26 protein-coding genes and 2 pseudogenes are annotated in these 26,995 nt (G+C 51.3%); 11 read left to right on the top strand and 17 right to left on the bottom strand.

The genetic code is table 11. The features are described 5' to 3' along the window. Window positions 1–14 precede the first annotated feature (14 nt). On the top strand, window positions 15–932 hold the full coding sequence (locus ABIC79_RS02000) for a LysR family transcriptional regulator (protein ID WP_354566502.1): 918 nt from the start codon (window positions 15–17) through the stop codon (window positions 930–932). Here the strand turns inward: ABIC79_RS02000 and ABIC79_RS01995 are convergent. Further along, window positions 929–1,282, bottom strand: a complete 354-nt coding sequence (locus tag ABIC79_RS01995; protein WP_013575288.1) for an ArsR/SmtB family transcription factor — start codon at window positions 1,280–1,282, stop codon at window positions 929–931. The genes ABIC79_RS02000 and ABIC79_RS01995 overlap by 4 nt on opposite strands. 237 nt (window positions 1,283–1,519) lie before the next feature. Here ABIC79_RS01995 and fusA point away from each other — a divergent pair, with 237 nt between their 5' ends. Then, a complete protein-coding gene (fusA, locus tag ABIC79_RS01990) occupies window positions 1,520–3,625 on the top strand; it encodes an elongation factor G (RefSeq protein ID WP_354566501.1) in 2,106 nt (701 codons plus the stop codon). A gap of 98 nt (window positions 3,626–3,723) precedes the next feature. Next, the gene (locus tag ABIC79_RS01985; RefSeq protein WP_013575291.1) at window positions 3,724–3,912 is read left to right on the top strand and encodes a type II toxin-antitoxin system CcdA family antitoxin; all 189 of its coding nucleotides are present in this window, start codon (window positions 3,724–3,726) and stop codon (window positions 3,910–3,912) included. Window positions 3,913–3,967: 55 nt separating this feature from the next. Here the strand turns inward: ABIC79_RS01985 and wrbA are convergent, their stop codons facing one another. Continuing rightward, window positions 3,968–4,567 (bottom strand): NAD(P)H:quinone oxidoreductase, encoded by a 600-nt coding sequence (wrbA, locus tag ABIC79_RS01980; RefSeq protein WP_015689874.1) that lies wholly within the window; start codon window positions 4,565–4,567, stop codon window positions 3,968–3,970. 216 nt (window positions 4,568–4,783) lie between these two features. Continuing rightward, a pseudogene (locus ABIC79_RS01975) lies at window positions 4,784–5,211 on the bottom strand (integrase); the annotation flags it as partial. 246 nt (window positions 5,212–5,457) lie between these two features. Between ABIC79_RS01975 and ABIC79_RS25610 the strand changes: the two are divergent. From ABIC79_RS25610 to ABIC79_RS01960, 3 genes and pseudogenes are all read left to right on the top strand, one after another. Further along, window positions 5,458–5,559 (top strand): annotated as a pseudogene (locus tag ABIC79_RS25610) (DNA polymerase V); the annotation flags it as partial. A 64-nt stretch (window positions 5,560–5,623) separates the two neighbouring features. After that, complete coding sequence (locus ABIC79_RS01965) at window positions 5,624–6,073, top strand: STM2901 family protein (protein WP_354566500.1); 450 nt, start codon at window positions 5,624–5,626, stop codon at window positions 6,071–6,073. Further along, window positions 6,073–6,387: a DUF1493 family protein gene (locus ABIC79_RS01960; RefSeq protein ID WP_013575295.1), complete on the top strand. Its 315-nt coding sequence runs from the start codon at window positions 6,073–6,075 to the stop codon at window positions 6,385–6,387. Before ABIC79_RS01965 ends, ABIC79_RS01960 begins: the two co-directional genes overlap by 1 nt. Before the next feature lie 25 nt (window positions 6,388–6,412). Here ABIC79_RS01960 and ABIC79_RS01955 read toward each other — a convergent pair whose 3' ends face one another. The 5 genes from ABIC79_RS01955 to ABIC79_RS01935 all read right to left on the bottom strand — a co-directional run bounded on the left by ABIC79_RS01955 (window position 6,413) and on the right by ABIC79_RS01935 (window position 9,388). Beyond that, window positions 6,413–6,895: an Hcp family type VI secretion system effector gene (locus ABIC79_RS01955; RefSeq protein ID WP_013575296.1), complete on the bottom strand. Its 483-nt coding sequence runs from the start codon at window positions 6,893–6,895 to the stop codon at window positions 6,413–6,415. A 301-nt stretch (window positions 6,896–7,196) separates the two neighbouring features. After that, a complete protein-coding gene (locus tag ABIC79_RS01950) occupies window positions 7,197–7,349 on the bottom strand; it encodes a hypothetical protein (RefSeq protein ID WP_223509326.1) in 153 nt (50 codons plus the stop codon). A 215-nt stretch (window positions 7,350–7,564) separates the two neighbouring features. Next, window positions 7,565–7,789 carry a hypothetical protein gene (locus ABIC79_RS01945; RefSeq protein ID WP_013575298.1) on the bottom strand — a complete coding sequence of 75 codons (225 nt, stop codon included), beginning with the start codon at window positions 7,787–7,789 and terminating at the stop codon, window positions 7,565–7,567. Continuing rightward, a complete protein-coding gene (locus ABIC79_RS01940) occupies window positions 7,786–8,202 on the bottom strand; it encodes a hypothetical protein (protein ID WP_013575299.1) in 417 nt (138 codons plus the stop codon). The genes ABIC79_RS01945 and ABIC79_RS01940 overlap by 4 nt, the downstream gene beginning before the upstream one ends. A 49-nt stretch (window positions 8,203–8,251) precedes the next feature. After that, entirely contained in the window at window positions 8,252–9,388 is a 1,137-nt protein-coding gene (locus ABIC79_RS01935; RefSeq protein WP_354566499.1) for a YadA C-terminal domain-containing protein, read from the bottom strand. Between the two features lie 330 nt (window positions 9,389–9,718). On the opposite strand from ABIC79_RS01935, the gene ABIC79_RS01930 reads away from it, so the two are divergent. Next, on the top strand, window positions 9,719–10,045 hold the full coding sequence (locus tag ABIC79_RS01930; protein ID WP_013575301.1) for a hypothetical protein: 327 nt from the start codon (window positions 9,719–9,721) through the stop codon (window positions 10,043–10,045). Window positions 10,046–10,146: 101 nt separating this feature from the next. Here ABIC79_RS01930 and ABIC79_RS01925 read toward each other — a convergent pair whose 3' ends face one another. After that, window positions 10,147–10,452: an EthD family reductase gene (locus ABIC79_RS01925; RefSeq protein ID WP_013575302.1), complete on the bottom strand. Its 306-nt coding sequence runs from the start codon at window positions 10,450–10,452 to the stop codon at window positions 10,147–10,149. 153 nt (window positions 10,453–10,605) lie between these two features. Between ABIC79_RS01925 and ABIC79_RS01920 the strand changes: the two genes are divergently transcribed. Beyond that, the gene (locus tag ABIC79_RS01920) at window positions 10,606–11,985 is read left to right on the top strand and encodes a cation:proton antiporter (RefSeq protein ID WP_354566498.1); all 1,380 of its coding nucleotides are present in this window, start codon (window positions 10,606–10,608) and stop codon (window positions 11,983–11,985) included. Between the two features lie 44 nt (window positions 11,986–12,029). Here the strand turns inward: ABIC79_RS01920 and znuB are convergent, their stop codons facing one another. Together znuB and znuC are read right to left on the bottom strand one after the other, a co-directional pair. After that, a complete protein-coding gene (znuB, locus tag ABIC79_RS01915; RefSeq protein ID WP_013575304.1) occupies window positions 12,030–12,815 on the bottom strand; it encodes a zinc ABC transporter permease subunit ZnuB in 786 nt (261 codons plus the stop codon). Then, window positions 12,812–13,570, bottom strand: coding sequence for a zinc ABC transporter ATP-binding protein ZnuC (znuC, locus tag ABIC79_RS01910; RefSeq protein WP_013575305.1), 759 nt, complete (start codon window positions 13,568–13,570; stop codon window positions 12,812–12,814). The genes znuB and znuC overlap by 4 nt, the downstream gene beginning before the upstream one ends. Window positions 13,571–13,665: 95 nt before the next feature. Between znuC and znuA the strand changes: the two genes are divergently transcribed. The 3 genes from znuA to lpxM all read left to right on the top strand — a co-directional run bounded on the left by znuA (window position 13,666) and on the right by lpxM (window position 17,039). Next, window positions 13,666–14,598, top strand: coding sequence for a zinc ABC transporter substrate-binding protein ZnuA (znuA, locus tag ABIC79_RS01905; protein ID WP_015689879.1), 933 nt, complete (start codon window positions 13,666–13,668; stop codon window positions 14,596–14,598). A 20-nt stretch (window positions 14,599–14,618) separates the two neighbouring features. Then, the gene (gene mepM / locus ABIC79_RS01900) at window positions 14,619–15,953 is read left to right on the top strand and encodes a murein DD-endopeptidase MepM (RefSeq protein WP_013575307.1); all 1,335 of its coding nucleotides are present in this window, start codon (window positions 14,619–14,621) and stop codon (window positions 15,951–15,953) included. A 105-nt stretch (window positions 15,954–16,058) separates the two neighbouring features. Next, window positions 16,059–17,039, top strand: a complete 981-nt coding sequence (lpxM, locus tag ABIC79_RS01895; protein ID WP_037034697.1) for a lauroyl-Kdo(2)-lipid IV(A) myristoyltransferase — start codon at window positions 16,059–16,061, stop codon at window positions 17,037–17,039. 46 nt (window positions 17,040–17,085) lie between these two features. Here lpxM and ABIC79_RS01890 read toward each other — a convergent pair whose 3' ends face one another. The 6 genes from ABIC79_RS01890 to ABIC79_RS01865 form a co-directional block, all read right to left on the bottom strand. Beyond that, window positions 17,086–18,306, bottom strand: a complete 1,221-nt coding sequence (locus tag ABIC79_RS01890) for an MFS transporter (RefSeq protein WP_013575309.1) — start codon at window positions 18,304–18,306, stop codon at window positions 17,086–17,088. A 98-nt stretch (window positions 18,307–18,404) separates the two neighbouring features. Next, window positions 18,405–20,789 carry a GNAT family N-acetyltransferase gene (locus ABIC79_RS01885; protein WP_354566497.1) on the bottom strand — a complete coding sequence of 795 codons (2,385 nt, stop codon included), beginning with the start codon at window positions 20,787–20,789 and terminating at the stop codon, window positions 18,405–18,407. 14 nt (window positions 20,790–20,803) lie between these two features. After that, complete coding sequence (locus ABIC79_RS01880; protein ID WP_354566496.1) at window positions 20,804–22,114, bottom strand: lysine N(6)-hydroxylase/L-ornithine N(5)-oxygenase family protein; 1,311 nt, start codon at window positions 22,112–22,114, stop codon at window positions 20,804–20,806. 13 nt (window positions 22,115–22,127) lie between these two features. After that, the gene (locus tag ABIC79_RS01875) at window positions 22,128–23,696 is read right to left on the bottom strand and encodes a pyridoxal phosphate-dependent decarboxylase family protein (protein ID WP_013575312.1); all 1,569 of its coding nucleotides are present in this window, start codon (window positions 23,694–23,696) and stop codon (window positions 22,128–22,130) included. A 633-nt stretch (window positions 23,697–24,329) separates the two neighbouring features. Further along, complete coding sequence (gene pyk / locus ABIC79_RS01870) at window positions 24,330–25,772, bottom strand: pyruvate kinase (RefSeq protein ID WP_013575313.1); 1,443 nt, start codon at window positions 25,770–25,772, stop codon at window positions 24,330–24,332. Between the two features lie 234 nt (window positions 25,773–26,006). Continuing rightward, window positions 26,007–26,876 (bottom strand): MurR/RpiR family transcriptional regulator, encoded by an 870-nt coding sequence (locus ABIC79_RS01865; RefSeq protein WP_013575314.1) that lies wholly within the window; start codon window positions 26,874–26,876, stop codon window positions 26,007–26,009. Between the last annotated feature and the right edge of the window lie 119 nt (window positions 26,877–26,995).

Raw genomic sequence — 26,995 nt, 5'->3', positions numbered from 1 at the left:
GATACCCTGAAGGTATGGTTATGATTGAACTGAAACGTCTGAATGCGTTTGTTACCGTGGTGGAAGCGGGCAGCATTACCCGCGCCGCAGAATTGCTGTTTATTCAACAGCCGCCGCTGACGCGCCTGTTACAGGGACTGGAGCAGGAATTTGGCATCCCTTTATTACAACGCTTGCCGCGCGGGGTGATCCCGACCGAAGCGGGTGAAGTGTTAGTGCAGGAAGCCCGTGCCGTGCTGGCACGTGCCGCTCAGCTCAGCGCTGCCATGCACCGTGCCGCGCAGGGCGAACAGGGTCGGATCCGCATCGGTTTCACCAGCTCGGCCGCGCTGCATACTTTTGTGCCCGCGCTGTTGCGCCGTTATCGGGAAATTTATCCGGCCGTCAGCACTCAGCTTGAGGAAAGTGGCAGTGGCGAATTGCTGGCCGCCGTGGTGGCGGGCGAGCTGGATGTCGCTTTTGTGCGCATGCGGGTCAAAGATATGCCGGAGTTAGAGATGGAAAAGGTACTGGAGGAACCGATGTGGGTGGCGGTTCCGGCCGGACACAAACTGGCGTCGCAACCAGCCAGTCAGCCACTCAGACTCGAAGATCTGAGTAACGAGCCTTTTGTATTATACCGCCGTCGCGCCGGTCAGGGATTGTACGATGCCATACTGGCGGCGTATGTGCGTGCCGGTTTCAGTCCGCATATCGTGCAGGAAGCGCCACGTTTAACCTCTTGTCTGAGCCTGGTCGGCGCCGGACTGGGGATTTCTATTGTGCCGGAATCCATGACCCGGCTGGGCGGGGACGGGGTGATATTTTTGCCGCTGGACGCCGCGACACAACTCAGCGCACCGTTATATCTCGCGCGGCGCGAAGACAACCATTCATCGGCTATAATCAATACGTTTTGCGATCTTGTAAAATCGCAACTGACGGCTCATTAAAGGTGCTGCTCGGAAATGTGTTTCTGGGTGGATTCCAGTGTAATGCCGTCGGATTCGATGGCGCTGAGCAGGGAATCGAGCAGGCCGGGGAAGCGGGCATCCAGATCTTCGCGGCGCAGCGAAAGCAAATTGGCACGACCGTCAGGGCGCTGCCAGATAACGCCGCTGTCACGCAATACGCGCCAGTGGTGCGTCAGCGTCGATTTTGACAGGCCCTGTAATAAGGTTCCGCAAGGATGCTCGCCACCTTTTGCCAGGGTGCGCACCACGGCCAGACGTAACGGATTACCCAGCGCAGTCAGAACATTTTCGAGGCGGATCTGCTCGCGCTCAGGATGGTTGGCTATCATATTGTTCCTTTACTTTAACGACGCTCATCGGCGGCCGCGCAATATAGCCTATCCCTCTGCTGCTGTACAACGCGACGGCCTCTGACCAATTTCATCGATAGAATAAATTTATTGTACGAATATACACGTACAATTGTAGTATACTCTCCGCATTAAGAAGTTTAGTACTCATTACTTTGTGACGGGATGTGAAAACCACTCTCCGCCAACTTAGCCATCAACCAGTAAGGACGTTATATGGCTCGCAAAACGCCAATCGAGCGCTACCGCAATATCGGTATCTCAGCACACATCGACGCAGGTAAAACCACCACCACCGAGCGTATTCTTTTCTATACCGGCATGAATCATAAGCTGGGAGAAGTGCATGACGGCGGTGCGACCACAGACTGGATGGCTCAGGAACAGGAACGCGGCATTACCATTACGTCAGCCGCCGTGACCTGTTTCTGGCGCGGGATGGATCACTCCTTCGATGAGCACCGCATTAACATTATCGACACCCCGGGGCACGTGGATTTCACCATTGAGGTGGAGCGTTCCATGCGCGTTCTCGACGGTGCGGTGATGGTATACGACGCCGTGGGCGGCGTGCAGCCACAGTCTGAAACCGTCTGGCGTCAGGCCAATAAATACAAAGTGCCGCGTCTGGCGTTCGTCAACAAAATGGACCGTCAGGGCGCAGATTTCTTCCGTGTCCGCCAGATGATGGTTGACCGGCTGAAAGCCAATCCGGTGCCGATTGTCATTCCGATCGGTAAAGAAGAGCATTTCACCGGCGTGGTGGATTTGCGCAAAATGCGCGCCATTTTATGGGATGACGCGACACAAGGTATGACCTTTACCTATGAAGCCATCCCGGCAGAATTGCAGGCGCTGGCAGAAGAATGGCGCGAGAAAATGGTGTCGGCAGCCGCTGAAGCTAATGACGCGCTGATGGATAAATATCTCGAAGAAGGCACGCTGACTGAGGATGAAATTACCGAAGGGCTGCGTCTGCGCACTATCGCCGGTGAAATCCAGCCGATGCTGTGCGGCAGTGCGTTCAAGAATAAAGGCGTGCAGCGCATGCTCGATGCCGTGATCGAACTGATGCCTTCTCCGCTGGATATTCCACCGGTGGCGGGTACAGACGAAGACGATAACGACGTTTTCCGTCACTCTGATGACAACGAGAAGTTTTCGGCGCTGGCATTCAAACTGATGACTGACCCGTATGTCGGCCAGCTGACGTTTGTCCGTGTTTATTCCGGCGTGCTGAAAAAAGGCGACAGCGTGTATAACCCGGTGCGCGGCAAGAAGGAACGTATTGGCCGTATCGTGCAGATGCATGCCAATGACCGTATCGAGATTGACGAAATTCGTGCTGGTGATATCGCCGCCTGTGTGGGGCTGAAAGATGTGACGACCGGTGAAACCCTGTGCGACCCGTCGGACATCATTACGCTGGTGCGCATGGAATTCCCGGATCCGGTAATTTCGCAGGCCATCGAGCCGAAGACTAAAGCCGATCAGGAGAAAATGGGCATCGCGCTGTCACGGCTGGCGTCAGAAGACCCGTCGTTCCGTATCCGCACCGATGAGGAATCCGGCCAGACGATCATTTCCGGTATGGGCGAATTGCATCTGGAAATCATCGTCGACCGTATGAAACGGGAGTTCGGCGTGGAAGCCAACATCGGCAAACCGCAGGTAACGTACCGTGAAACGGTGCGCAAAACGGTGACTGATGTCGAAGGGAAATTTGTGCGTCAGTCCGGCGGTAAAGGTCAGTACGGCCACGTGGTCTTCACGCTCGAACCATTGCCGGCAGGCACAGGTTTTGAGTTTGTGGATGCGACCAAAGGTGGCGTGGTGCCGCGCGACTATATCCCTGCGGTTGAAAAAGGGGTCACGGAAGCGCTGAACAACGGCATTCTGGCCGGTTATCCGGTGGTCGATGTGAAAGTGACGCTGACCTTTGGTTCCTATCACGAGGTCGATTCCTCGGAAATGGCGTTCAAAATGGCGGCGATCTTTGGTTTCAAAGAAGCGGCGAAACGTGCCGATCCGGTGATTCTGGAACCGATGATGAAAGTGGAAGTGGAAACGCCGGAAGAGTATGCCGGTGGCGTGATGGGCGATTTATCGTCGCGTCGCGGTACGGTGCAGGGCATGGAAGAAATCGCGGGCGGTGGCGGTAAAATTATCAAAGCCGAAGTGCCGCTGTCTGAAATGTTCGGTTATTCCACCGTTTTGCGGTCGATGTCGCAAGGTCGTGCAACCTACAGCATGGAGTTCAATCACTATGCCGAGGCACCGCGCAATGTGGCCGAAAACATTATTGCGTCGCGTGGTAAATAAGCAAAACCGGCGTAATCTCCGTCAGAGACAAAACGGTCCGCAAGGGCCGTTTTTTTTGGTCGTAGAAAAGACAGCTGAAATTACTAAAGGAACTTGTGATGACGTGCTTAGTAAAAGGAATTAAAGAAAACCCGGCGATTTTTGTAAAAGACGCTAACAGTTTAGAAACAAACCAAAGTCTCCAAACTGATTCCTGGGAACAATCAGAAAACGCAGAAGCTATTGATACATGTAATGAATTTACAAGTAGAGCAGGGCTGTTTTCAGAGGGGCGTGGCGTGCTTTAACAGGCCTGTAAGGAATTTAAGGCGCAGAATTCTGCGCCTTATTTTACGCGGTTATTTAGCTGACCAGTTTACTGACGATGGTCGCCACATGTTTGCCCTGATGTACGGCAATCCGTAGTTCTTCTGCGCTCGGCTGGCGCGAGCCGTCGCCACCGGCGATGGTGGTGGCACCATAAGGTGTACCGCCGCGAACCTGAGAAATATCGAACAGTTCAGGTGTGGTGTAACCGATTGGAACGATAATCATGCCGTGGTGGGCGAGGGTGGTCCAGGTTGACGTAATGGTCATTTCCTGACCGCCGCCGGTGCCGGTTGAGCTGAATACACTGGCGACTTTGCCTGCCAGTGCGCCTTTGGCCCACAGGCCGCCGGTCTGATCAAGGAAAGTGCGCATCTGGCCAGTCATGTTACCGAATCGGGTCGGTGTGCCGAAGATGATGGCATCGTAATCGCCGAGTTCTGCGGGGGAAGCGACTTCTGCCGTCTGACCGGTTTTACCACCGGCAGCCTTAAAGGCTTCTTCCGGCATGGTTTCAGGGACGCGTTTTATTGTGACTTCAACACCTGGAACGCTGCGTGCGCCTTCTGCAACACTCTGCGCCATCGTTTCAATATGACCATACATGGAATGATAGAGAACCAGTACTTTTGCCATCTTTAACTCCTGTTGAGGTGATGTTTTTACCGTATCCTGCCGGGTTTTGGAGCCGGTAATACGGGCGAAAAATTCGCTTAAAAATCCCACGTTTACTCCTGCGCCTGTAAGGCGTTAGTCATGAGCAAGAGAGTCCATCGTCCGCGCATAAGGCGTGAGTTACAAACGCAAATTTTTGAACAGACTCATCAATTAATTAGGGCAATTAAGCTTATTTTATACAGCCCCTTTTACTCCATGGGGCATGCATGGGACATAACTGCTTAGCTTCTGGTTTAGCATCGTCACCTGATCAGCGCTGCTTTCCGGCATCCAACTGCCATAAACGTTAAACACCATCTGGGCGCTCGAATGTCCCATCTGTGATGCGATGAATGACGGATTTGCACCCGCAGAAAGCGACCAGCACGCATAGGTGTGAGAGACTGATAGGCCTTGCGGCATTTTAAACCTGCGCGTTTCAGTGCCGTTTCCCAGATTGCGCTGAGGGAACCCACTGCATAATGATAGCCGGAGTTTTCATTGTGGCGCATTACTCTTGGGCTGAAAACGAAAGTACAGGCATGGGATACTGAACGGCCATATTCCCGCAATTGAACATCTATTCGATGCTGCTTTGTCCCCCTGGTTAATCGTGCCTGACTTCAACCTGGTTAGCGCGATCAATAAATCTTCTGTTACCCAGTCATTAGGCTCTAACTGAATGATGTTGTGTGTGCTCATTTCAAACAGCTCCAATGATCTTTATGAAGATGACCGGCCAGCAGAATAGGGCTGAAGGTAAAAAAACGGAAGCGGGCGAAGAAATGCTTGCCGCTCCGAAATACATCAAAGATCAATGGGTTCTATCCGGCATCCCTCGATCAGCCTGAAATAGAAACGCTTATTGTGGGGGGGATCTTGAAGGAGAGGCGACGATAATTTTCGGCGTCGTTACGCATATCATCAATGATGCGACGACCGATGAGTTTGATGATATTCCGTGTATTTGATTTAATTGCCTGCTGAAGACGCAGGGTTTATTCTAAAACCCTTCAAATCAAAAGGATATTGAGAATGGATACAACTGAAACGCTAAACGGAACATACTTCTATCACGGTCATGCCAACGTAACGAAAGAAGAGCTGTTCTGGCTTATCTTCATCGAATCTTTCGCAGACCATAGTGGAATGGCTGTTGAAACTGCCGCAACCATTATTGCAGGTCAGCCAATTTTACCTAAGCGCAAGGTACTGGGGGCTAAAGGCAACAAAACCAGCATAGCGTCGAAGATGGCAAGACGCATTTTTAATAATGCAAGATTCCCTGACGGAATGCGTATTGAATCATTGGTACTGGGCGAGGTACGCCATACGAACAAAGTCGGTGCTGTCGTCGGCCGCGCAGTTCCTTATTTTGGTTACGCTCAGGCAGTAGTAATGGTTGCTCTTGTGGCAAGGGATACTCGTAAAAAATACAACCTCATTGCGTATCCTCAAGACCGTGTGGCGTGGACGTACTTCTGATGGCAATTGATGAAAGTGAGATTCTTCAATACATCACTGAAAATTACAGTGAACGGAAGAAACCGGTCAGCAAAGACTGGACTTTTAGAGAACATTTTTACTTTGTACCGGAAGAACTGGAAGAAATGCTTTTAGATTTATTCACACGGTATAACATCAAACACGACAACTTCAACATTGATGATTATTTTCAACCCGAATTACCGTGGTGGTGGTTTAGGCTGCGGCGGGAGTACAAAGAAAAGTCGTACAAGACTCTTACTGTTGAAATGATTATTGAGTCTGCAAAGGCTGGTAAGTGGCTTTACGATTAAGGGGCATAGCGCCCCTTTTTTCACATTAAGCCGTCTGGCGGTCGTTCCAGGAGTCGGCAAAAATAATGTTGCCGTCGTTATGCTTCCACGTAATTTTCTCGTAGCGTAACTCTACTGTTTCAAGATGGTTGTCCTGAGTATTATCACCAGTTGCCATAGCTGGAGAGATGGACACTATCCGAACTTTTTCGAGCAACATGTTGAAATACTCAACTTCCTGGCCTGCGTCGTTAATCCGGTACCATTTAATCTCGGCAGATTCGAGACTCTGGCCTGTTGCCACCGCTTTATAAATATAGGGGCTTGAACAGTCGAAGTCCTTCACGATCAGTAAAGGGGAGTGCATGCGGGTCCCCGTTACTTTACCCGTCGCGTTATCCGTAGGGATCATCAGGTTGTGATGGAATCCCTTAACCTCGATGCTGTATTCCCGACCGTTAACATCCACACCGCCTTTGATCAGCGCGCCGCCGTCATCCTTCAACCATAAATATGCTGGTATAGCCATTATTCAAATATCCATATAAAAAGGGTGGGCAATGTTAAAACAACCTGAACGGTATTTGCACGGTTAATTTGACTTAAGTTCGCCCTGATGTGAGCGCAGTGATATGAAGAAAAAACTGGGAGCTGCTGCTGTGTAGTTTAAAAGGTATTCTGATTCTGTATGAGCAGGGGGCGAGCAATGGGGCACCTGTGGGGCAAAAAAAATAGTCAAATATCGCATAAGTTTGTCGTTGGCGATTTTGGCTGATTCTAACCAACTGTTATTTAATGCGCTTTTGGGCGAACTTTACCGATTTTTATTATCATCCGATCACAGTTTCAATATGACCATACATGGAATGATAGAGAACCAGTACTTTTGCCATCTTTAACTCCTCATGAGGTGATGTTTTTTCCGTATCTTGCGCGGGTTTCTGACCTGCAATACGGGCGAAAAACCCGCTTAAAAATCCCACGTTTACTCCTGCGCCTGTAAGGCGTTAGTCATGAGCATGAGAGTCCATCGTCCGCGCATAAGGCGTGAGTTACAAACGCAAATTTTTGAACAGACTCATCAATTAATTAGGGCAAAGGTGCAGAGAAGGCGGTTTCGCACCTCTATATACTAGAACAGAAGTGCGGGACTGGCGGGAGAGGAGGGCAGGAGATATAAAAACGTAGTCAGAGTGCATTATTCTCTTTCTTTTTCCCAACTGACCAGAATTGAGATTTCATCAGGTTGCGCGATGAATTTACTGAGTGTGGCGGTATGACCGTCTTTCATCATGACCGATACAGCGACGCCGGTCACCCCGTCGGTCAGCGGGGTTTCCTCAACGCGCTGTAACATTTTCAGGCAGGTATATTGCTGCCCCGGTGGTAGATGTCTGAACTGATCGGTGTGGTGCTTTTTCATATCGGCGTCCTTCCATAAATTTGCCCGTCACGCATCAGAACCAGCTTGTGCGTGCGCTTGTAATAAATCGCTGTGAAAACGCCTTTGCGATAGACCTGAGCATCTGCGTTATCTTCATCAAGATATGCGGCGGTCCCTTCGATATATCCCTGTTTATCCGCAGGAAAGATTTTGACGTCGATACCTTTAATGCGCGCATGCACGATCTTTTTAGCGGCCTGGGCATATTGCGTGGAGGCATTTTCCATTGCCTGCTTAAGGGCAACACTCTGAATGGCGGTCTGACGATTTTGTTCAGCCATATAACAGGTATCTTTGGAGACGCCCTGTGACTGGCAGTCAGCCATTCTTGAAGCCTGAGTAGAGCAACCGGAAAGCAGGATAATGGCTGCAAAAACGATAAATTTTTTCATTGAGATTTACCTGAAAGGGAAGAACGGGGGACGGAGCCCCCGGAACGATTTACCAGCCAACGCTCACGCCAGCGCCATAACCAAAGTTACTTTGCGTGTCGTCGGAGACTGACATTTTGACAATGGTGGATCTGCTGGCATGGAATGAAGCGCCAACGGACAGGGCGTTTTGCGCATCATAACCGCCGACACCGGCACCCACCGCGAACTGTTGGGATTCCTGCACCTGAGGGATATTGGCCTGCGCCATAGCGGAAGCCGATCCGGCAGCGGCTTCTTTTTTGTTGTCATCAACCTCAGATTTTAACGCGGAGAATTTTGAGTTGGTGTAGTCCTGAGACTTCTGCAACACCTGAGCATCTGCGGCAGCACGGCTGTGAGATTCAGAGAGAATTTCGGCGTGATTTTGTTCAGCTTCGGCATTCAGGGCAGTGATCTGTTGGTCGTAATAGCTTGAACGAACCCTTATATCTTGTGAATAGGGGGAGGAGCCGGGCTGCGATGTAATCCCCTGTTTTTTGGGAATAACAGGATTCTGCTGCTCTGTCGTGTTAACACTAACGGGATTCCCGGTAGGGTCATTTTTGGCCGGAGTGATCAGCACAGGATTCCCGGTAGGGTCATTTTTGGCCGGAGTGATCAGCACAGGGTTCCCGGTAGGGTCATTTTTGGCCGGAGTGATCAGCACAGGATTCCCGGTAGGGTCATTTTTGACCGGAGTGATCAGTACAGGGTTACCAGTAGGGTCATTTATAACAACGCCATCTTTAGCGGGTTCTGCGGGGGTTAAAGTAATTAACGGCACGGTTTCTGTTTTTATTGGCTCAGCCATCGAAATTTGGTCTACCGGAACTGTCGAGGTTCCGTTGTAGTAAGTATTGTTCAACAGGTAGTCGTGTACCTGCTGGAAACTGGTGGCGCTTTCAATTCCCTGTTTTATGTAATTTGGGTAACTCTGATGTGCGGAAAGATACTGATTAACTGCATCCGTTTCTTGCGATGTGAAGGCCGCACTGGCTGATTGTATGAAAGTTACAGAACTAACCATCAGTAACGACCCTGCAAGCATCCTGCAAAACGTAGCAGCAGAGATTCCAAATGGCTTCGTGAGGATCTTATTCTCGCGATTAACTTTGCGATTTGCAGCGGCGCTATGTTGAATTCGTTCTGAAACTTGTGCAGTCATTTGTTTTTTCCGATATTGAAATAAGTATCTGTTAGCGACAAATAAGAAGCATTATCAGAACGCTCTTTCTGTCTCTTTACGAAAATCATACATGCGGTGAATGTGACTTGCTTCACGCATTCAACGAACGTTTGACTTATGTCAAGAAACGTAAAGTTATAGCGCTACATGAATTTGTTTCACTTAGCTTGTTTGTTTGTAGCTAGCAGACACTAATCTTTGTGTCAGTGACACTGAAAATCAGGAGTTCTCGTAGCGAATAGCGACGGGATGGAATATCTATGAGATTCCTGTACAATGAGCAGGGTTATATAAATTGGAGATAAGTTTATGGCAGATAACGCAAATGAGTTCCTGGACTATGTCCGGAGGCTGGATATCGACCAGCCCGCGTTGTGTATCCTGTTGGGACTGCCTCGCAGCACGCTAAATAAGTGGATCAACGGCACTGTGACGCAGATCCCACAAGTGGCGGTAACGGCAATCAGAATGCTGTGGTTTATGCGTAAGAGTGATGAAGCACTGTTTGAAAAGTGGGCAATGGTGCAGGATTTTGGCGTCACCGCCGATTATGCGGTCAATGATAAGGCGCAGGAGTTTTTGCATACCATCAGGCGCGAGCCGAGTGCGCCAATCAAAAAGTTACTGATGAAATAATGGCGCTGGCAGGGTTTTATACAGCGTCCACACGACAATAAAAAAGGCGGCTAACCTGACGGGTTAATCGCCTTTTTTACCTTCAGGGCAGGGTGAATGGCTCAGACAACGACGTCGAAAATCATCTTCACGGGTTCGATATTGGTGAAGTTTGCCACGTCAGCGACAAAATCCGCAGCATTGTCTTTCATGCCTTTTTCAAAATCTTCCATTGAGTTGCAATAGATATGGCAGGCGGCGATGAATGGCGACTCAGCCGGAGCGCCCTCAGGCATTTTATCAATAGCGTAAGAATGGCAAAACTCGCCCATGCGGCGTTTGATCAGCGGTAAATGCACATCACGATAATAATCATGATCAAAGGTTCCGTTTTCGATATTTGGATACAGCACACTGTATTTAATCATTTTATGACTCGTCTTTTCCCGGATAAAAATCAATTTTAGCCTACCGGCTAAGAATACACCGCGCCATTTGTGCCTGATGTTATTTATCTGAAAAATCATTCATCTGCATACATGTACTATGCTTAATAGATTGATATTTAGTATGGGATAGACATGGGATTTTTAGGTTGGACAGCGGCGGTCGGAGGACTGCTATTGATTATGTCACTCGCATCGGGGTGGATTTCCCGCGGTCCGGTGACGACGTTTGGTTTATATCTGGCCGCAGGGATCGTCTGCGGTCCCTGGGTTTTGGATTTACTGCATATCGATCTGGTGGCGTATTCCACCCTCACCGCACATTTCACTGAAATCGCCATGGCGGCGTCATTATTTATTACCGGACTGAAACTCCGGTTGCCCTTTCGCGCACAAAGCTGGCGCGTCGGTGTGTTACTGGCTTTTCCTGCCATGTTACTGACCGTCCTGTGCGCCGCGGCTATTGCCCATTACATTACAGGTATTTCATGGCCACTGGCTCTTGCGTTGGGTGCCATCATTGCGCCGACGGATCCGGTGCTGGCCAGCATGATTGCAGTGAATGATGCCAATGATGATGACGGACTCAGGGTTGCACTTTCCAGCGAGGCGGGGATGAATGATGGCTCCGCGCTGCCCATCCTGATGCTGGCGCTGATGTTGTTTACCGCGCATGAAGGATTATCTTCACAAGAATTGTGGCACTGGGCATGGCGCGATGTGATCTGGGCATTGCTCGGCGGGCTGGCAATTGGCTTCGCGATGGGGAAACTGGTCGGGCTAAGTGCGACGCGTTTTCACAGCCGTCAGCGTACGGTCGCACCGAGTGATTTTCTGGCGTTGTCACTGATTGCGCTCAGTTACGCGGCCGCACAATCTCTTGATGCTTCCGGTTTCCTTGCAGCCTTTGCCGCCGGTGTCGGGTTGCGCAGCGCGGAAGTGCGCGTGGTCTCTTTGCATCCGCCGGAGGATCTGACGGACGGGTCGCGCCCGCCACCCGCTGAAGGCATGGTCAATCCACACCAGCGTCATTCGATGCAAGCTGAAATGCCGCGCAATTCGATCGGACTGATGGTGGGTGATGCACTGTCATTTGGCGATACCATTGAGCGGATTTTTGCCGCCGGGATTGTCATGGTGCTCGGGATAACGCTGGCGGAACACTGGGAGCCGATGGGGCTGTTGATCGCTGCGCTGCTGTTTATCGTCATCCGTCCTCTGGCTGTTTATATCACGACAATAGGCGTACACGTGCCCAAGGGCAGGCGGCTGATGATTGGCTGGTTTGGTATTCGCGGTATCGGCAGTATGAACTATATCGCTTACGCCTGGACGCACGGATTGCATGGCGCGGACGCCAACTATATGACCAACATCGCGTTCACGGTGATTGTCACCAGCGTGGTGATCCACGGCATAACCGTATCACCGGTGCTGCACTGGCGGCAGGCAAGGCAGGAAGCAGCGCAGGAAGAGCGGGAGGCACGGGAGAAAAGCCAGGAAGAAAAGGCATAAAAAACGGACGCTCAGGGCGTCCGTTTCTGTTTCTGGCGTTGCGGTCAGGCAATCTGTTTTTTACTGAGGCTGAGCATAAACAACACCGCAGCGCACAGCACGACAGAAGGGCCAGCAGGCGTATCATAGAATGCAGAGAACGTCAGGCCGCCGGTCACCGCAATGATGCCAACCGCTACCGCGACGCAGGCCATTTGCTCAGGCGTTTTAGCGAAGCGTCGCGCTGTCGCGGCGGGGATAATCAGCAACGAGGTGATGATCAGCGCGCCGACGAACTTCATCGCCAGACCGATCGTCAGCGCTGTTACCAGCATCAGGACGATACGTGTGCGTTGCAGTTTTACGCCATCAACATGAGCAAGTTCCGGGCTGATGGTCATGGAAAGCAATGCCCGCCATTGCCAGCACAGCACCGCAATCACCACCGTTACGCCAGCACCAATCATCCAGATGTCGCTGTAGGTCACTGACAGCAAATCACCAAACAAATACGCCATCAGATCCACACGTACGCCGGACATCAGGCTGACCACCACCAGACCGAGTGACAGGGCGCTGTGCGCCATAATTCCGAGCAGGGTATCGACGGCCAGATGCGGTTTCCGCTCGAGCACCACCAGTAACACGGCCAGCAATAACGTGACGGCGATAACGGTATAGAAAGGATTAACATTAAGCAGTAAGCCAAACGCTACGCCGAGCAGAGAGGCATGGGCCAGCGTATCGCCAAAATAGGACATGCGGCGCCAGACGACAAACGAGCCCAGCGGGCCAGCGGCAATCGCCAGCAATACACCCGCCAGCCAGCCGGGTAATAACAGCGCGATCATGCGTCACGACCTCCGGTGTTGCGCAAAATTATCTTTCCCTTTAAATCATGACGATGGTTGTGGTTGTGACGGTAAATCGCCAGTTGCTCGGCGCCACGGTTACCGAACATCGCAATAAATTCCGGATGCGTGGACACTACTTCCGGCGAGCCGGAACAGCAGATGTGCTGGTTCAGGCACAGCACTTCGTCCGTTTTCGCCATCACCAGATGCAAGTCATGCGACACCATCAGCACCGCGCACCCCAATTCGCAGCGCAGGCTGTCGATCAGGTTGTACAGCGCCAGTTGTCCGTTGACGTCAACACCTTGCGTCGGTTCATCGAGCACCAGTAACTGCGGGCTGTTCATTAACGCACGCGCCAGTAAAACACGCTGATTTTCGCCGCCGGAGAGTTTTTGCATCGGTTGATCCAGCAGGTGCGCAGCCTGTACGCGTTTGAGCGCGGGCAGAATATCGCTTTTCTTCACACCGGGTTTCAGTCGCATAAAGCGGCTGACGGTCAGCGGCATGGTGGGATCAAGATGAATTTTTTGCGGAACATAGCCGATACGTAAACCGGGTTCGCAAGTCATCGTGCCTTCTGTCGGCGCAATCAGGCCAAGCACAACGCGCACTAATGTGGATTTCCCTGCGCCATTCGGGCCGAGAAGGGTCAGAATTTTCCCCGGTTGCAGGCTTAGCGAGATGTTGGACAACACGCGTCGCGAACCGAAAGTCACTGAAATATTTTGGAGCGTAGCTAATGTGGGCATGTCATAGGGTCTTGCAGAACAAATCGGATGTTATAATATTGCGTTTCGCTAAAAATAACCAGTTTTCCCCCAACCTGAAGATGAGTTCACTCAGCATGATACAGAAAAAAAGCGTTAAACGGATGTTTCTGGCAGCCGCAATATTGAGTTCAGGCGCGGTTTTCAGCACGCAGGCCGTGGTTCTGGCTTCCGTACGCCCGCTGGGTTTTATCGCATCAGCCATTGCCGATGGTGTTATGCCGACGGAAGTGTTGCTGCCGGACGGCACATCTCCACATGATTTCGCCTTACGCCCTTCGGATATTGCACGCATGCGTAGCGCCGATCTGGTGGTGTGGGTGGGGCCGGAAATGGAAGCTTTCATGACCAAATCTGCGGCGCAGTTGTCGCCGAACCGTCAGGTGGCCATCGCGACGTTACCGGCAGTGAAACCGCTGCTGATTAAGGGCAGTGATGATGACGAACATGAGGCTGATCATGACCATGATCACGATGACGCTGATCATCATCATGGCGAATACAATATGCATGTCTGGCTGTCGCCGGAAATTGCCCGCGAGGCTGCTATTGTGATCCATAACAAGCTCGTAGCGCTGGTTCCGCAAAAAAAGCAACAATTAGATGCAAATTTATCTCATTTTGAAGACACCTTGACAAAAGCTGACAAAAACCTTGGTAGTATTCTGCAACCTGTTCAGGGTAAGGGATATTTTGTTTTTCACGATGCCTATGGCTACTTTGAAAAACACTTCGGCCTTTCGCCACTTGGTCACTTTACGATCAATCCCGAAATTCAACCCGGTGCACAGCGATTACATCTCATTCGAACACAGTTGGTTGAGCAAAAAGCGACCTGCGTTTTTGCTGAGCCACAATTCAGGCCGGCCGTCATAACGGCTGTTGCCCAGGGAACAAAAGTGCGTATGGGCACATTGGATCCTCTGGGGAGCAGCATTGCACTGGGTGCGGACAGCTATGTGAACTTTTTGTCACAGCTGACGAACCAGTACCTGAGCTGCCTGAAGTAAGCTAAAAGGACAGAATTTAAGTGCAGCTGATAGCCCGATCTATCGCTCTGGCGTATAGCAACCTTCCACGGCCCCATCGCATTATGCTGGGGTCTCTTACCGTCGTCACACTGGCTGTGGCCGTATGGAAACCGTTAGCTTACCACCCGGACAATGACCTTTCTGATACCCGACCGCTGGTTAAAAATATCACACTTGATAATCAGCAACTGCGTTCACTGCTTCCCGAAGCCAGCGAACCTATCGACCAGTCTCCCCCCGCTGATGATGACATTCCGCAAGATGATCTTGACGATAAAACTGTCAATGAAGCGGGCGTGCATGAGTATGTGGTTTCTACCGGCGATACCCTCAGCAGCATTCTGAATCAGTACGGCATTGATATGTCGGAAATTGCTGCGCTTTCTGACGCCAACCGTGATTTACGTAACCTGAAAATCGGCCAGCAGATTTCCTGGACACTTAACGATGCCGGGGATTTACAGCGTCTGACGTGGGAAAAATCACGTCGCGAAACCTATACCTTTGACCGTTCCGGCAATACCTTCAAATCGTCTCTGGAAACCCTGAAAGGGGAATGGAAAGACTCCGTATTGAAAGGGACGCTGAACGGCAGTTTTGTCACCAGTGCCAAAGCGGCAGGGCTGAGCAGCGCTGAAGTCAGTGCTGTCATTAAGGCGCTGCAATGGCAACTCGATTTCCGTAAATTGAAGAAAGGCGACGACTTTGCGGTACTGATGTCCAACGAGGTGCTGGACGGTAAGAACGAGCAAAGTGAATTGCAGGCAGTGCGTATGCGCACTGGCGGTAAAGACTACTACGCCGTGCGCGCCGAAGACGGTAAGTTCTATGACCGTACCGGCAGCGGGCTGGCGAAAGGTTTCCTGCGCTTCCCGACGGGCAAACAGTACCGCGTTTCGTCTAACTTCAATCCGCGTCGTCTGAACCCGGTGACCGGGCGTATTGCGCCGCACCGTGGCGTCGATTTCGCCGTTCCTGTCGGTACGCCTGTTCTGGCGGTGGGTGATGGCGAAGTGGTCGTTGCCAAGAACGGCGGCGCTGCGGGTAACTATGTGGCCATTCGTCATGGTCGTCAGTACATGACCCGTTATATGCATCTGCGTAAACTGTTGGTGAAACCCGGTCAGAAAGTGAAACGGGGGGATCGCATCGCGCTTTCCGGCAATACTGGTCGCTCAACCGGCCCGCATCTGCACTTTGAAATGTGGATTAACCAGCTGGCTGTGAATCCGCTGACGGCTAAACTGCCGCGCACCGAAGGGCTGACAGGTAAAGATCGCAGTACTTACCTGGCCACCGTTCGTCAGGTTGTTCCTCAACTGAAGCTGGACTGACCGTTCAGGATCCCCTTTTGCGCTTAATGTTGTGAGGCAGTGATTTATTGCAAAATAAATCACTGCACTTATCATTAAGGCAGAATTTGTCATAAGAGCCTGAGCATGCAGCCAGAAAAAGAAAAACGATCTACCGTAGAATTTATTCCGCAGTTTCAGAAAGCCTTCTATTATCCGCGTTACTGGGGCGTCTGGCTGGGCGTCGGAGCGATGGCCGCAATGGCGTATCTGCCCGCAAAGGTTCGTGACCCTATATTAGGCAGTCTTGGCCGTCTGGCCGGAAAGTTTGCGAAAGGCGCACGTCGTCGTGCGCAAATTAATCTGCTGTACTGCCTGCCGGAAACCTCTGAAGCGGAGCGTGAACATATCATCGATGAAATGTTTGCCACCGCGCCACAATCCATGGTGATGATGGCTGAGCTGGCGATCCGTGACCCCAAAAAAGTCATGCAGCGCGTTCACTGGCACGGCAAGGAAATTGTCGATCAGATGCATGCCGAAGGTAAAAATGTGATTTTTCTGGTGCCACATGGATGGGCTGTGGATATTCCGGCGATGCTGATGGCCGCTGACGGACATCCGATGGCCGCCATGTTCCATAATCAGAAAAACCCGCTGACCGATTATCTGTGGAATACCGTTCGCCGTCGTTTTGGTGGCCGGATGCATGCGCGTAATGATGGCATCAAGCCGTTTATCAGTTCGGTGCGTCAGGGATACTGGGGCTACTATCTGCCGGATCAGGATCACGGTGCTGAGCACAGCGAGTTCGTCGATTTCTTCGCGACCTACAAGGCGACATTGCCTGCGGTAGGACGCCTGATGAAAGTGTGCCGTGCGTCGATCATACCGTTGTTTCCGGTGTATAACGGCCACGAACAACGTCTCGATATTTATGTGCGCCCGCCAATGGATGATCTGGCAACTGCCGATGATAACCGCATTGCGCGCCGGATGAATGAGGAAGTGGAAGTGCTGGTCGGGCCGAATCCGGAACAGTACACCTGGATCCTCAAGTTGCTTAAAACCCGCAAACCGGGTGAGCCTGAGCCCTATTCACGCAAAGAGCTTTATCCCAAAAAGTAACGGTAAAAAGATTTGAAAAAGCTGAGGCTCACACCTCAGCTTTTTTTTATGCTTTTTCAGGGATACGTTTGAGAAACACTGCAATCAGCAATGTGCCGGTGACACCGGAAATCATGCCTGCCAGCATAAAAATGCCGTTGCCCAGTGCGAAATACAACTGCTTTGCCACTTCTATACCCGCCGCAAAAACCACAATGGTGAGCAGCCCAAGTGCAGCGGCGACCGTGCCTTTACCGGTCGGGCTGGAAAACAGCGTCAGGCGGTAAAGCCCGGCATTTACCAGTCCCGAGCCCAGCGCATAGAGGCTCAGCCCGCCAATCATCCAGCCCCAGGCATGTACCATAAACAGCGCGGCATAAGCACTGACTGCCAGACCGAGAACTATCGGCGCGAGACCGAGCCAGACAGGCGTGCGGATATTCACTTTGCCACTGAGTTTGCTGAGCGTGATGTTACCGATAATCAATCCGGTAAATACCGGCACTTGCCACCATCCGTACTGTAGCGGCGTCATTCCGCCATCCTGAATCAGTAATACCGGCGACTGCGCCACCCACGCCAGCAACGGCAGGGTGATCAACCCGATAGACAGCGAACCGAGCACCACGCCTTTGTTGGTGAAGACTTCGCGGTAATCGGTCAGTAGCCTGCGCATTGAAAAACGCTCCCCGCGACCGCTGGCGGTTTCCGGCATACTGCGCCACAGCCCCCAGAATGAGAATGCAGAGACCAGTGAGAACAACGCAAACATGGCTTTCCATGGTGCGTAATGAATAAACGCCGCGCCAGCCAGCGGCCCGAGCAGGGGAGCGATCAGCGTGATGTTCGCCATCAGCGCCATCAGTTTCACGCTCATTGTTTCACTGAACGCTTCCTGAATGGCGGCATAACCTACCGCGCCGATAAAGCACAGGCTCATCCCCTGTAAAAAACGCATCAGAATGAACTGTTCAATGTTTCGGGTGAAAACCGTCAGCAGACAGGTGACGGTGAAAAAGGCCACGCCTGTCAGCAGCACCGGCCTGCGGCCAAGGCGGTCGGAAAGCGGCCCGAGCAACCATTGCAGCAAAATACCGCCGCACAAATAAGCGGTTAGCGAGGTTGAAACCCAGTCGGCACTTGCGCTGAAATCACTGATCACCTGCAGCATACCCGGCTGGATCATATCGTGGGCAATATAGGTGGCGAACTCGAATAGCACCAGCGACAGCGGGAACAGCCACTGGCGGAAATTCAGCCGCGAAGCGGGTTCGGAAACGGACGACATAACCTTAATTCTCCGGGTCTTAAAATCGAAAAAGCGCGGCCTGTGAAAGCCGCGCTACTATTCATGGCATTAAAGCTTCATCAGATTAAACCGGGTTTTCAGTAGCGGTTAGCATAGGCCGCAATCGGGTTTTCCAGCGTGCCGGCGAATTTCAGGTTCTGCGCCGGATCTGACAGGTTGATCATCTGCTGGTTATTCGCCAGTTGCAGACGGTTCAGGCATGAGTGCGTAAACTCGGCGCCAAACATGTCATAACGGGCAAATTTCTCCGACAGTTCCGGATACTGAATTTGATAGTCGCGTACCACTTCGGCTACCACCTGCCAGAACTGCCCGGCAGGATAATTGCCATGTTCTTCCAGAATACGGGCGATAAAGCGGAATACCCCGGCAAAGACGTCAGTGAAAATCGACAAAATTTTAAGATTTTCCGGTACGTCCACCGCCAGACGTTTGGCTTTTTCCGGCAGGCTGGCGTCGGGGTTCATCACCGCAATTTCCTCGGCGATATCCTTCATGAAAGCATTCACCGGAATATTGTTTTCGAACCGCAGGATCAGGTTTTCACCATGCGGCATAAACACCAGGTCGTACTGATAAAAGCAGTGCAGCAGCGGGCTGAGATAGGCGTGCATGTAGCGTTTAAGCCAGTCGCCGGTGGCCAGACCGGATGATTTGATCATCTCGATAATCAGTGCATCGCCGTGTTTATCGGTGTGCAGCAGGGCGGCCATGGTCATCAGACGCTGATTTGGCTGCAACAAGGCGACCGGGTTTTCGCGCCACAACGCCGCAAACATTTTCTTGTACGCGCTGTCGCCTTTGATGGCTTGCTCGAAATAGTGATTGTGGTAACCGAGTGACGCCACTTCCTGCAAAATGCTGAAACCGGTGGATTGCAGATACGCATCGTTTTCGACCAGATCCGCCAGCCATTCATTAATGCCCGGAGTGGTCGCCATATAGTAAGGTGAAAGCCCGCGCATAAAGCCCATGTTCAGGATCGACAGCGCCGTTTTAACGTAACGTCCTTTCGGACGGCTGGCATTGTAGAAGGTGCGGATTGACTGTTGTGCCAGATAGTTATCATCACCTTCACCGAGATAAATCAGAAACTGACGGGCGATATCCGGTGCGAAGACGGTCAGTAATTTGTTCTGCCACTGCCACGGATGTACCGGCATGAAGTAGTAATTTTTCGGGTCGACACCTTTATCAACCAGCTTTTGCGTGAAAGCACAAATCTGCGCTTCACCCAGTTCTTCCGCGATCAGTTTTTCATACGGTAAACCTTCGACACTGGCGAAATGTGCTTTGTCATGATGAACCGCCACCCAGACCAGTTGCAGTGGATTGGCCGCTTCCGGCGCGTAACGGACATAATCACCGGCATCAAAACCGATACGGCCGTTGTTGGCGATAAAGCTCGGATGGCCTTCGGTCATGCTGGTTTCGACGGTTTGGAAATCGGCCTGTGACAGTTGTTTCGCTGTGGTGTGATTGTTTGCCAGTTTGTAGGCACTGCTGTAAAGCGTGCTGCTGATTTCTTCCAGATAGGTCGGCAGCATGGCCTGGGAAATACCAATTTGCTCGGCGAATTCAATGATAAATTTAACCGCGTCCAGCGGCTGCGGGATAAAATTATCCAGACGCTGAATGCTGTCGAGATCAATCATCCAGTCATTCAGAGGCAACTGGCGGGCACGGAAACGATATTCTATTTCCGAGGCCGGTACTGCCAGCTGATAGTCAGTCCAGGTGCCGGTCGTTTTCAACGCCTGCGGCGCGAGCAGACGTTCATGGGTCAGTTCCGCCAGGCATTTTCGCAGCAGCAGGGCATTCGCTTTTGCCCAGATTTCCGGTCGCAGGTGCTCACCGGTTTGCAGAGTTGCAGGAGTCATGGTGTGTTTTTCCTTCTGGCTTGCCTGAAAAAAATCTTCACGCTGGCAAAATGCCAGCCATGCAGTTTTGTGTGTCAGTTGAATTTGTTTCTGATAGCGGAAACCGGCGCGCTTATTCAGCTTGTGAATCTTTTCGTTACGAACATCCGGCTCGACCACTACGCGGCGGACTTCGGGCTGGCTGAACAGGTATTCCATCACGGCCGAGAACACCTGCCAGCTGAAGCCTGACACCGGTTTTTCGGCCGGTGACAGCAGAATATGCATGCCCATATCGCCGGGCCGGACGTCGTAATGTTCATGCAACGGGTCATCCTGAACCGGATAGCATTCGATGAGAAATTGCGGCTGACCGTCTATTTCGCCCATCAGCGCCGCCAGCGGTTTACCGTGAGTCAGGTTGCGATAGAAGCTGTCGACTTCTGCGAGGGTACTGTTCTGCATTCCCCAGAAATGTGCGTAGGGCTGCGTCATCCAGTCATGTAAAACGGCGGCATCTTTCTCCAGCGCCAGCGGGCGTAAAGACAGTTTTCCTGCGTCGCGCTGGCAGGAGAATACGGCGGTTGAAATGGCATCAGACATGGGTAAATTCTCCGTTAGTTTGCGCCAGGGATGCGGGACCCAAAGGTCTGGAAGGCGATGGATTTCTCCAGCGGATACACTTCAGTGCCGAGCATCTCGCGGATTATGGTGCTGTTGCGGTAGCACGCCATGCCCAGATCCGGAGTGACGAAGCCGTGCGTATGCAGCTCGGCGTTTTGTACGAAAATCTGGTTGTGCGCATCGATGCTGTAATTGCGCCTGACGGCGTAACGGCCCGCGTCATCCCACTGAATACGGTTGTAAATGCCTTCAACAAACTGCGGTGGCTGATAGCCGTAACCCGTTGCGAGGATCACGGATTCCGTGCGGTGTTGGTATTCCTGTTGTTGTTCGTGGTGGAGCAGGGTCATTTCCAGTTCGCCGCTGCGGCTGCGGGTCAGTGCTTTCAGTTCCGAATGTGTATACAAATTGACATTCAGCGGGCCGTCGAGACGTTTGACGTACATCAGATCATAAATGTCGTTGATCAGACTGATGTTAATGCCCTTATACAGGCATTTTTGTTCACGATTGAGCTGATCGCGCTTGCTCATTGGCAGCGCGTGGAAATAATCGATGTATTCCGGTGAGGTCATTTCCAGCGTCAGTTTGCTGTATTCCAGCGGGTAGAAACGCGGGGCGCGGGTCACCCAGGTCAGGTGGTAATCGTGCTTATCGATATCAGAGAGCAGGTCATAGTAAATTTCTGCGGCACTCTGGCCGCTGCCGACCACGGTAATGGATTTCGAATTCTGTACCTGCTCTTTGTTCGGCAAATAGGCCGAGGAATGATGCACGTTCCTGCCGGCATCCCGCGCACAGGCGGGTATCCACGGCGACGGTCCTGTACCGAGAACCAGCCTTTTGGTGCGGTAAATCTGCTTTTCGCCGCTTTTGGTTGAGCGCGTTTCAACCAGATAGCATTCCTGCACGGCATCCCAGGTGACCAGTTCCACGCGCGTGGAGAATTGCAGGCTGGTCAGTTGGCTGCATGCCCACTGGCAATACTGATTGAACTCTTTACGCATCATGAAGAAGTCTTCACGGATGTAGAACGAGTAAAGTTTTCCCTGTAATTTCAGGTAATTCAGGAAGCTGTAAGGGCTGGTCGGATCGGCGAGAGTCACCAGATCTGCCATGAACGGCGTCTGTAAATGCGCGCTTTCCAGCATCATACCGGTGTGCCAGTCGAAGCTGTCATTCTGGTCTAAAAACAGACCGTTCAGCTCTTTCACCGGTTCAGTCAGACAGGCCAGCCCGAGGTTAAACGGGCCGATGCCCACGGCGATGAAATCATACGTTTGGTCGTTTGAATGGATATTCATGGTGCGGCTCCTTTTACCGGTTTTTCGCGGCGCTCAGCGCGCTGGCAGTCAATTCTTTGCCGTAATGCGTGATCAGGCTGAGCACATCGGCAACGTCTTCCCTGGTGGTGGTGGGGTTCAGTAAGGTGAATTTCAGATACTGACGCTGATGCACTTTGGTACCGGCGATAACGGCGCTGCCGTCGCGGAAAATGGCCTTGCGGATCCCGGCATTGATTTCGTCAATCTGTTCATGACTCATGGAGATACGCGGCACAAAACGGAATACCAGCGTGCTCAGTTCCGGTTTATGCAGCACTTCGATATTCGGATTTTGTTCCATCATCTGATGCGTTTCTGTTGCGCGTGCCAGCAGCACATCAAATGATTCCCCCAGTGCTTGTTGACCCATAATGCGCAACGTCAGCCACATTTTGAGGGCATCAAAACGTTTGGTGGTCTGGATACTTTTGTTCACCAGATTTGGCGTGCCTTCCAGTTTCGCACTCAGCGGATTCAGGTATTCAGCGTGGTGCGTGACGTGCTCCAGATGGCTGTGATCGTTAACCAGGAATGCGCTGCAGCTCACCGGCTGGAAGAAGGATTTGTGATAATCCACGGTAACGGAATCGGCCAGATGGATCCCTTCAATGCGCTGGCGATGCTGAGGTGAAACCAGCAAACCGCAGCCGTACGCGGCATCAGCATGCATCCAGATTTTTTCCTGGCGGCAGATTTCAGCGATCTCATTCAGCGGGTCAATGCTGCCAAAGTCGGTCGTACCGGCGGTTGCCACGACCGCAATTGGAATCAACCCTTCAGTGTGGCAGCGCTCAATTTCCTGACGGAGCGCGGCAATATCCATACGGAAAGCGCTGTCGCAGGCGACTGGCACCACGGCGTCATAACCCAGGCCGAGCAGGGCAGCGGATTTCTGAATACTGAAATGGCTGACCTGTGAACTGAAAATACGCCAGTGGTTGGCTTCCGGCGGCAGCCCCTGGTACTTGATGCTGTGTTGCGGGCGGGTGCGTTTGCAATGACTGTCTCGTGCCAGCAGCATTGCCATCAGATTAGACTGCGTACCGCCGCTGGTGAAAATACCATCTGACTGTGCGCCAAAACCGATCCGGGCGAGTGTCCAGTCAATAACTTTTTGCTCGATGAGTGTGCCGCCTGCGCTCTGATCCCAGGTATCCACAGAGGAGTTGATGGCGCTGATAAACAGTTCCGCCAGTTGGGAAGGTACTACGGTCGGACAGTTGAGATGCGCGAGGTATTTCGGATGGTGGAAATAGACCGCGTGCTGAAGATATAAATCATCCAGTTCTTCCAGCGCCAGCCGCGTTCCGTCTAAAGGTTTGGTCAGGTCAATATGGCGAAATTGCTCGGCTAATTCAGCCGGAGAAACGCCGGAAAAAGGTTTCTCAGTATGGTTAATATGGGTTTTAATTAATTCGAGGCCTTGCTCAATCAGGGTCTGCCATTCAGAAGTGCTGTTCTGGTTAAAAATATAACCTTTATTTTTGCTTATATTCGCCTGAGTGATTGTCAGGTCTTGAGTGCCGGATTGCATTAATTCCCAGTTATTTATCTGGCTCATTCTGGATCCTTTTGGTTAGTCCTTTTCATCCTCAGCAGGCGTGGGGCGGCCACCCGGATAAAGTCAGGATTTAGCAGTGAACGTAAGCATCAGCAGGCAGGGCTGATGGCCATGCCTGTAAAGTGTATGGTTAAATATTTTATGTTATAAAAAATAAGCAGTGATATGTCTTGTTTGGATTCCTTAGTGCGGACTTATACAAGGTTTTAACGATTGAGAATTATTATAAATGCAAATCATTATCATTCAATAACGACATTGAACATTTGCCCATAACAGAACTTTTTGATTGTTTAATGTGATGCATGTCACATAAATTTCTGAAGGATAAGTACGGAGTACACATTCCTATGAGATGAATCTGTATTTGTTATACGTTTGCTGACTTAAAAGAAGGGTTGTCTTGCGATAAAAAGTTATATTTAAGCGCAATGTTTGTAGGTGTAATGAATTTTCATCACGCAATGATTTATGCAGTGAACCTGATTATTTCAAACGAATGGCAAAATAATGATCAAATTAAGACTGTTCACTGACCAGCAGGAGGGAGTAATAGATTCAGGGGCAGGACGAAAATAAAAAAGGCCGATCACGATGATCGGCCATATGTTTATATCTTATTACATTTCACCATTATTCTACACGCAGTATGCGGCTGGTATTGGTGGTACCGACGGTACTCATGACATCACCCTGGGTGATGATCACCAGATCGCCTGACAAAAGGTAACCTTTATCACGCAGTAAATTCACGGCATCCTGTGCGCCCGCTACGCCGTCATTTGCGCTGTCGAAGAAGACAGGGGTAACGCCGCGGTAAATCGCGGTCAGATTCAGTGTGTGTTCGTGGCGCGACATGGCAAAGATCGGCAGGCCGGAGCTGATACGTGACAACATCAGCGCGGTACGCCCGGACTCGGTCATGGAAATGATCGCCGTGACCCCTTTCAGGTGGTTTGCCGCGTACATGGCGGACATTGCAATGGCTTCTTCGATGTTATCGAATTCCACGTCCAGGCGGTGTTTGGAAACGTTAATGCTTGGGATTTTTTCTGCGCCCAGACATACGCGCGCCATGGCTGCCACAGTTTCAGCAGGATATTGACCGGCAGCCGTTTCCGCTGACAGCATGACCGCATCTGTGCCATCGAGCACGGCGTTCGCTACGTCCATCACTTCTGCACGGGTTGGCATCGGGTTAGTGATCATCGATTCCATCATCTGGGTCGCAGTGATCACCGCGCGGTTCAGCTGACGTGCACGACGGATCAGTTTTTTCTGGATACCCACCAGCTCAGGATCGCCGATTTCAACACCCAGGTCACCGCGGGCCACCATCACGACATCGGATGCCAGAATGATGTCATCCATTGCTTCATCTGACGCCACCGCTTCAGCGCGTTCGACTTTAGACACGATTTGCGCATTACAGCCTGCATCGCGTGCCAGACGGCGCGCGTAGTTAAGATCTTCGCCGGTGCGTGGGAATGAAACTGCCAGATAATCTACGTCCATTTTGGCCGCAGTAATAATGTCTGCTTTATCTTTCTCAGTCAGCGCTTCGGCAGAAAGACCTCCGCCCAGCTTATTGATGCCTTTATTGTTAGACAGCGGGCCGCCCACGGTCACTTCCGTGAACACTTTCATGCCCTGAACTTCGAGTACTTTTAGCTGCACACGGCCGTCATCAAGTAACAGAATATCACCCGGCACCACATCAGCTGGGAGACCTTTATAGTCGATGCCGACTTTTTCTTTATCGCCTTCACCCTTGCTCATGTTGGCATCGAGCAGGAATTTGTCACCGATATTGAGGAAAACTTTACCTTCTTTGAAGGTCGATACACGGATTTTCGGACCTTGCAGATCGCCAAGAATCGCGACGTGGCGGCCGAGACGCGCGGCTATTTCACGCACTTTGTTAGCGCGAAGAATGTGATCTTCAGCGGTTCCGTGGGAGAAATTCATACGCACAACGTTCGCACCAGCAGCAATGATCTTCTCAAGATTATTGTCGCGGTCAGTTGCAGGGCCGAGCGTGGTAACAATCTTCGTTCTTCTGAGCCTTCTGGACATGCCTAACTCCGTTAACTGATGAAACATGGTAATGCAAAAAAACAGCGAGCCCACATTGGGTTTAGGTGTAATTGTAATACAAAAGGGTTTCACCTGTGTGACCCGCTGACCTCATGTCTGACATTTACCCTGCGCACTTTGCGCGTAGATTTCCCGCCAGACTCCCTATTAAATCAATGATGATTTGTTCATATATTTTATGAATGATTTGATGTGCCGACTCGCATGACGAGCTTACTCCGGCAGGTTAGGGACAACCATTCCCTTATCAAAGCGCGATTCTTTCAACGCTTCTTTGACCCGCTTCAGGTTATCTCTGAATTTTGCACCACGACGCAGCGTAAACCCGGTAGCCAGCACATCAATCAACGTCAACTGAGCGATTCGAGAAACCATCGGCATATAAACGTCGGTATCTTCCGGAACATCCAGTAACAGAGCCAGCGTGGCCTCATGCGCCAGTGGCGTATTAAAGGACGTGATGGCAATGACCGTAGCGTCGTTTTCGCGGGCAAGTTGCGCCAGCTCGACCAGATTTTTGGTGCGGCCGGTGTGGGAAATCAACACCACCACATCGCCTTCGCTGGAATTCATGCAACTCATGCGCTGCATGACGATGTCATCGAAATACACCACGGGAATGTTAAAGCGGAAGAATTTGTTCATGGCATCATGCGCCACTGCGGCCGATGCGCCCAGCCCAAAGAAAGAAATCTTTTTCGCCTGGGTGAGTAAATCGACTGCGCGGTTGATGGCAGCGATATCGAGAGTATTTTTCACCTGATCGAGGCTGGCCATAGCGGATTCGAAAATTTTGCTGGTGTAAGCGCTGACGCTGTCGCTTTCATCCACGTTACGGTTCACATAAGGTGTGCCGTTTGCCAGACTTTGTGCCAGATGTAATTTAAAATCTGGAAACCCTTTTGTGTCGAGGCGACGGCAAAAACGGTTTACAGTAGGTTCACTGACGTCCGCCATGCGGGCGAGAGTGGCAATACTGGAGTGGATTGCAATGTGTGGGGATGCCAGGATCACTTCGGCGACTTTGCGTTCTGACTTGCTCAGAATGTCAAGGTGGGTCTGGATTTTTTCCAACGTATTCATAAGCATGACACTCATAGGTTTCAACGATTTCTTTGAAAAGAGGAAATCGTGTTGATTTGATGAAAATATACTACGCGCTTAATGCTGTTGGCAGCGTCAGTCAGGCGAAAAAACGCTTT

Origin of the sequence: Rahnella sp. 2050 (assembly GCF_040544515.1) — a bacterium.
Lineage (GTDB): Bacteria > Pseudomonadota > Gammaproteobacteria > Enterobacterales > Enterobacteriaceae > Rahnella > Rahnella aceris.
The sequence above is the reverse complement of the archived record's forward strand: the minus strand, read 5'-3'. Positions and strand labels throughout refer to the sequence as shown.

Coding starts and splice junctions, on each gene's coding strand:
- ABIC79_RS02000 (WP_354566502.1), top strand. CDS start 15: ATGGTTATGATTGAACTGAAACGTCTGAATGCGTTTGTTACCGTGGTG.
- ABIC79_RS01995 (WP_013575288.1), bottom strand. CDS start 1,282: ATGATAGCCAACCATCCTGAGCGCGAGCAGATCCGCCTCGAAAATGTT.
- fusA (WP_354566501.1), top strand. CDS start 1,520: ATGGCTCGCAAAACGCCAATCGAGCGCTACCGCAATATCGGTATCTCA.
- ABIC79_RS01985 (WP_013575291.1), top strand. CDS start 3,724: ATGACGTGCTTAGTAAAAGGAATTAAAGAAAACCCGGCGATTTTTGTA.
- wrbA (WP_015689874.1), bottom strand. CDS start 4,567: ATGGCAAAAGTACTGGTTCTCTATCATTCCATGTATGGTCATATTGAA.
- ABIC79_RS01965 (WP_354566500.1), top strand. CDS start 5,624: ATGGATACAACTGAAACGCTAAACGGAACATACTTCTATCACGGTCAT.
- ABIC79_RS01960 (WP_013575295.1), top strand. CDS start 6,073: ATGGCAATTGATGAAAGTGAGATTCTTCAATACATCACTGAAAATTAC.
- ABIC79_RS01955 (WP_013575296.1), bottom strand. CDS start 6,895: ATGGCTATACCAGCATATTTATGGTTGAAGGATGACGGCGGCGCGCTG.
- ABIC79_RS01945 (WP_013575298.1), bottom strand. CDS start 7,789: ATGAAAAAGCACCACACCGATCAGTTCAGACATCTACCACCGGGGCAG.
- ABIC79_RS01940 (WP_013575299.1), bottom strand. CDS start 8,202: ATGAAAAAATTTATCGTTTTTGCAGCCATTATCCTGCTTTCCGGTTGC.
- ABIC79_RS01935 (WP_354566499.1), bottom strand. CDS start 9,388: ATGACTGCACAAGTTTCAGAACGAATTCAACATAGCGCCGCTGCAAAT.
- ABIC79_RS01930 (WP_013575301.1), top strand. CDS start 9,719: ATGGCAGATAACGCAAATGAGTTCCTGGACTATGTCCGGAGGCTGGAT.
- ABIC79_RS01925 (WP_013575302.1), bottom strand. CDS start 10,452: ATGATTAAATACAGTGTGCTGTATCCAAATATCGAAAACGGAACCTTT.
- ABIC79_RS01920 (WP_354566498.1), top strand. CDS start 10,606: ATGGGATTTTTAGGTTGGACAGCGGCGGTCGGAGGACTGCTATTGATT.
- znuB (WP_013575304.1), bottom strand. CDS start 12,815: ATGATCGCGCTGTTATTACCCGGCTGGCTGGCGGGTGTATTGCTGGCG.
- znuC (WP_013575305.1), bottom strand. CDS start 13,570: ATGCCCACATTAGCTACGCTCCAAAATATTTCAGTGACTTTCGGTTCG.
- znuA (WP_015689879.1), top strand. CDS start 13,666: ATGATACAGAAAAAAAGCGTTAAACGGATGTTTCTGGCAGCCGCAATA.
- lpxM (WP_037034697.1), top strand. CDS start 16,059: ATGCAGCCAGAAAAAGAAAAACGATCTACCGTAGAATTTATTCCGCAG.
- ABIC79_RS01890 (WP_013575309.1), bottom strand. CDS start 18,306: ATGTCGTCCGTTTCCGAACCCGCTTCGCGGCTGAATTTCCGCCAGTGG.
- ABIC79_RS01885 (WP_354566497.1), bottom strand. CDS start 20,789: ATGTCTGATGCCATTTCAACCGCCGTATTCTCCTGCCAGCGCGACGCA.
- ABIC79_RS01880 (WP_354566496.1), bottom strand. CDS start 22,114: ATGAATATCCATTCAAACGACCAAACGTATGATTTCATCGCCGTGGGC.
- ABIC79_RS01875 (WP_013575312.1), bottom strand. CDS start 23,696: ATGAGCCAGATAAATAACTGGGAATTAATGCAATCCGGCACTCAAGAC.
- pyk (WP_013575313.1), bottom strand. CDS start 25,772: ATGTCCAGAAGGCTCAGAAGAACGAAGATTGTTACCACGCTCGGCCCT.
- ABIC79_RS01865 (WP_013575314.1), bottom strand. CDS start 26,876: ATGAATACGTTGGAAAAAATCCAGACCCACCTTGACATTCTGAGCAAG.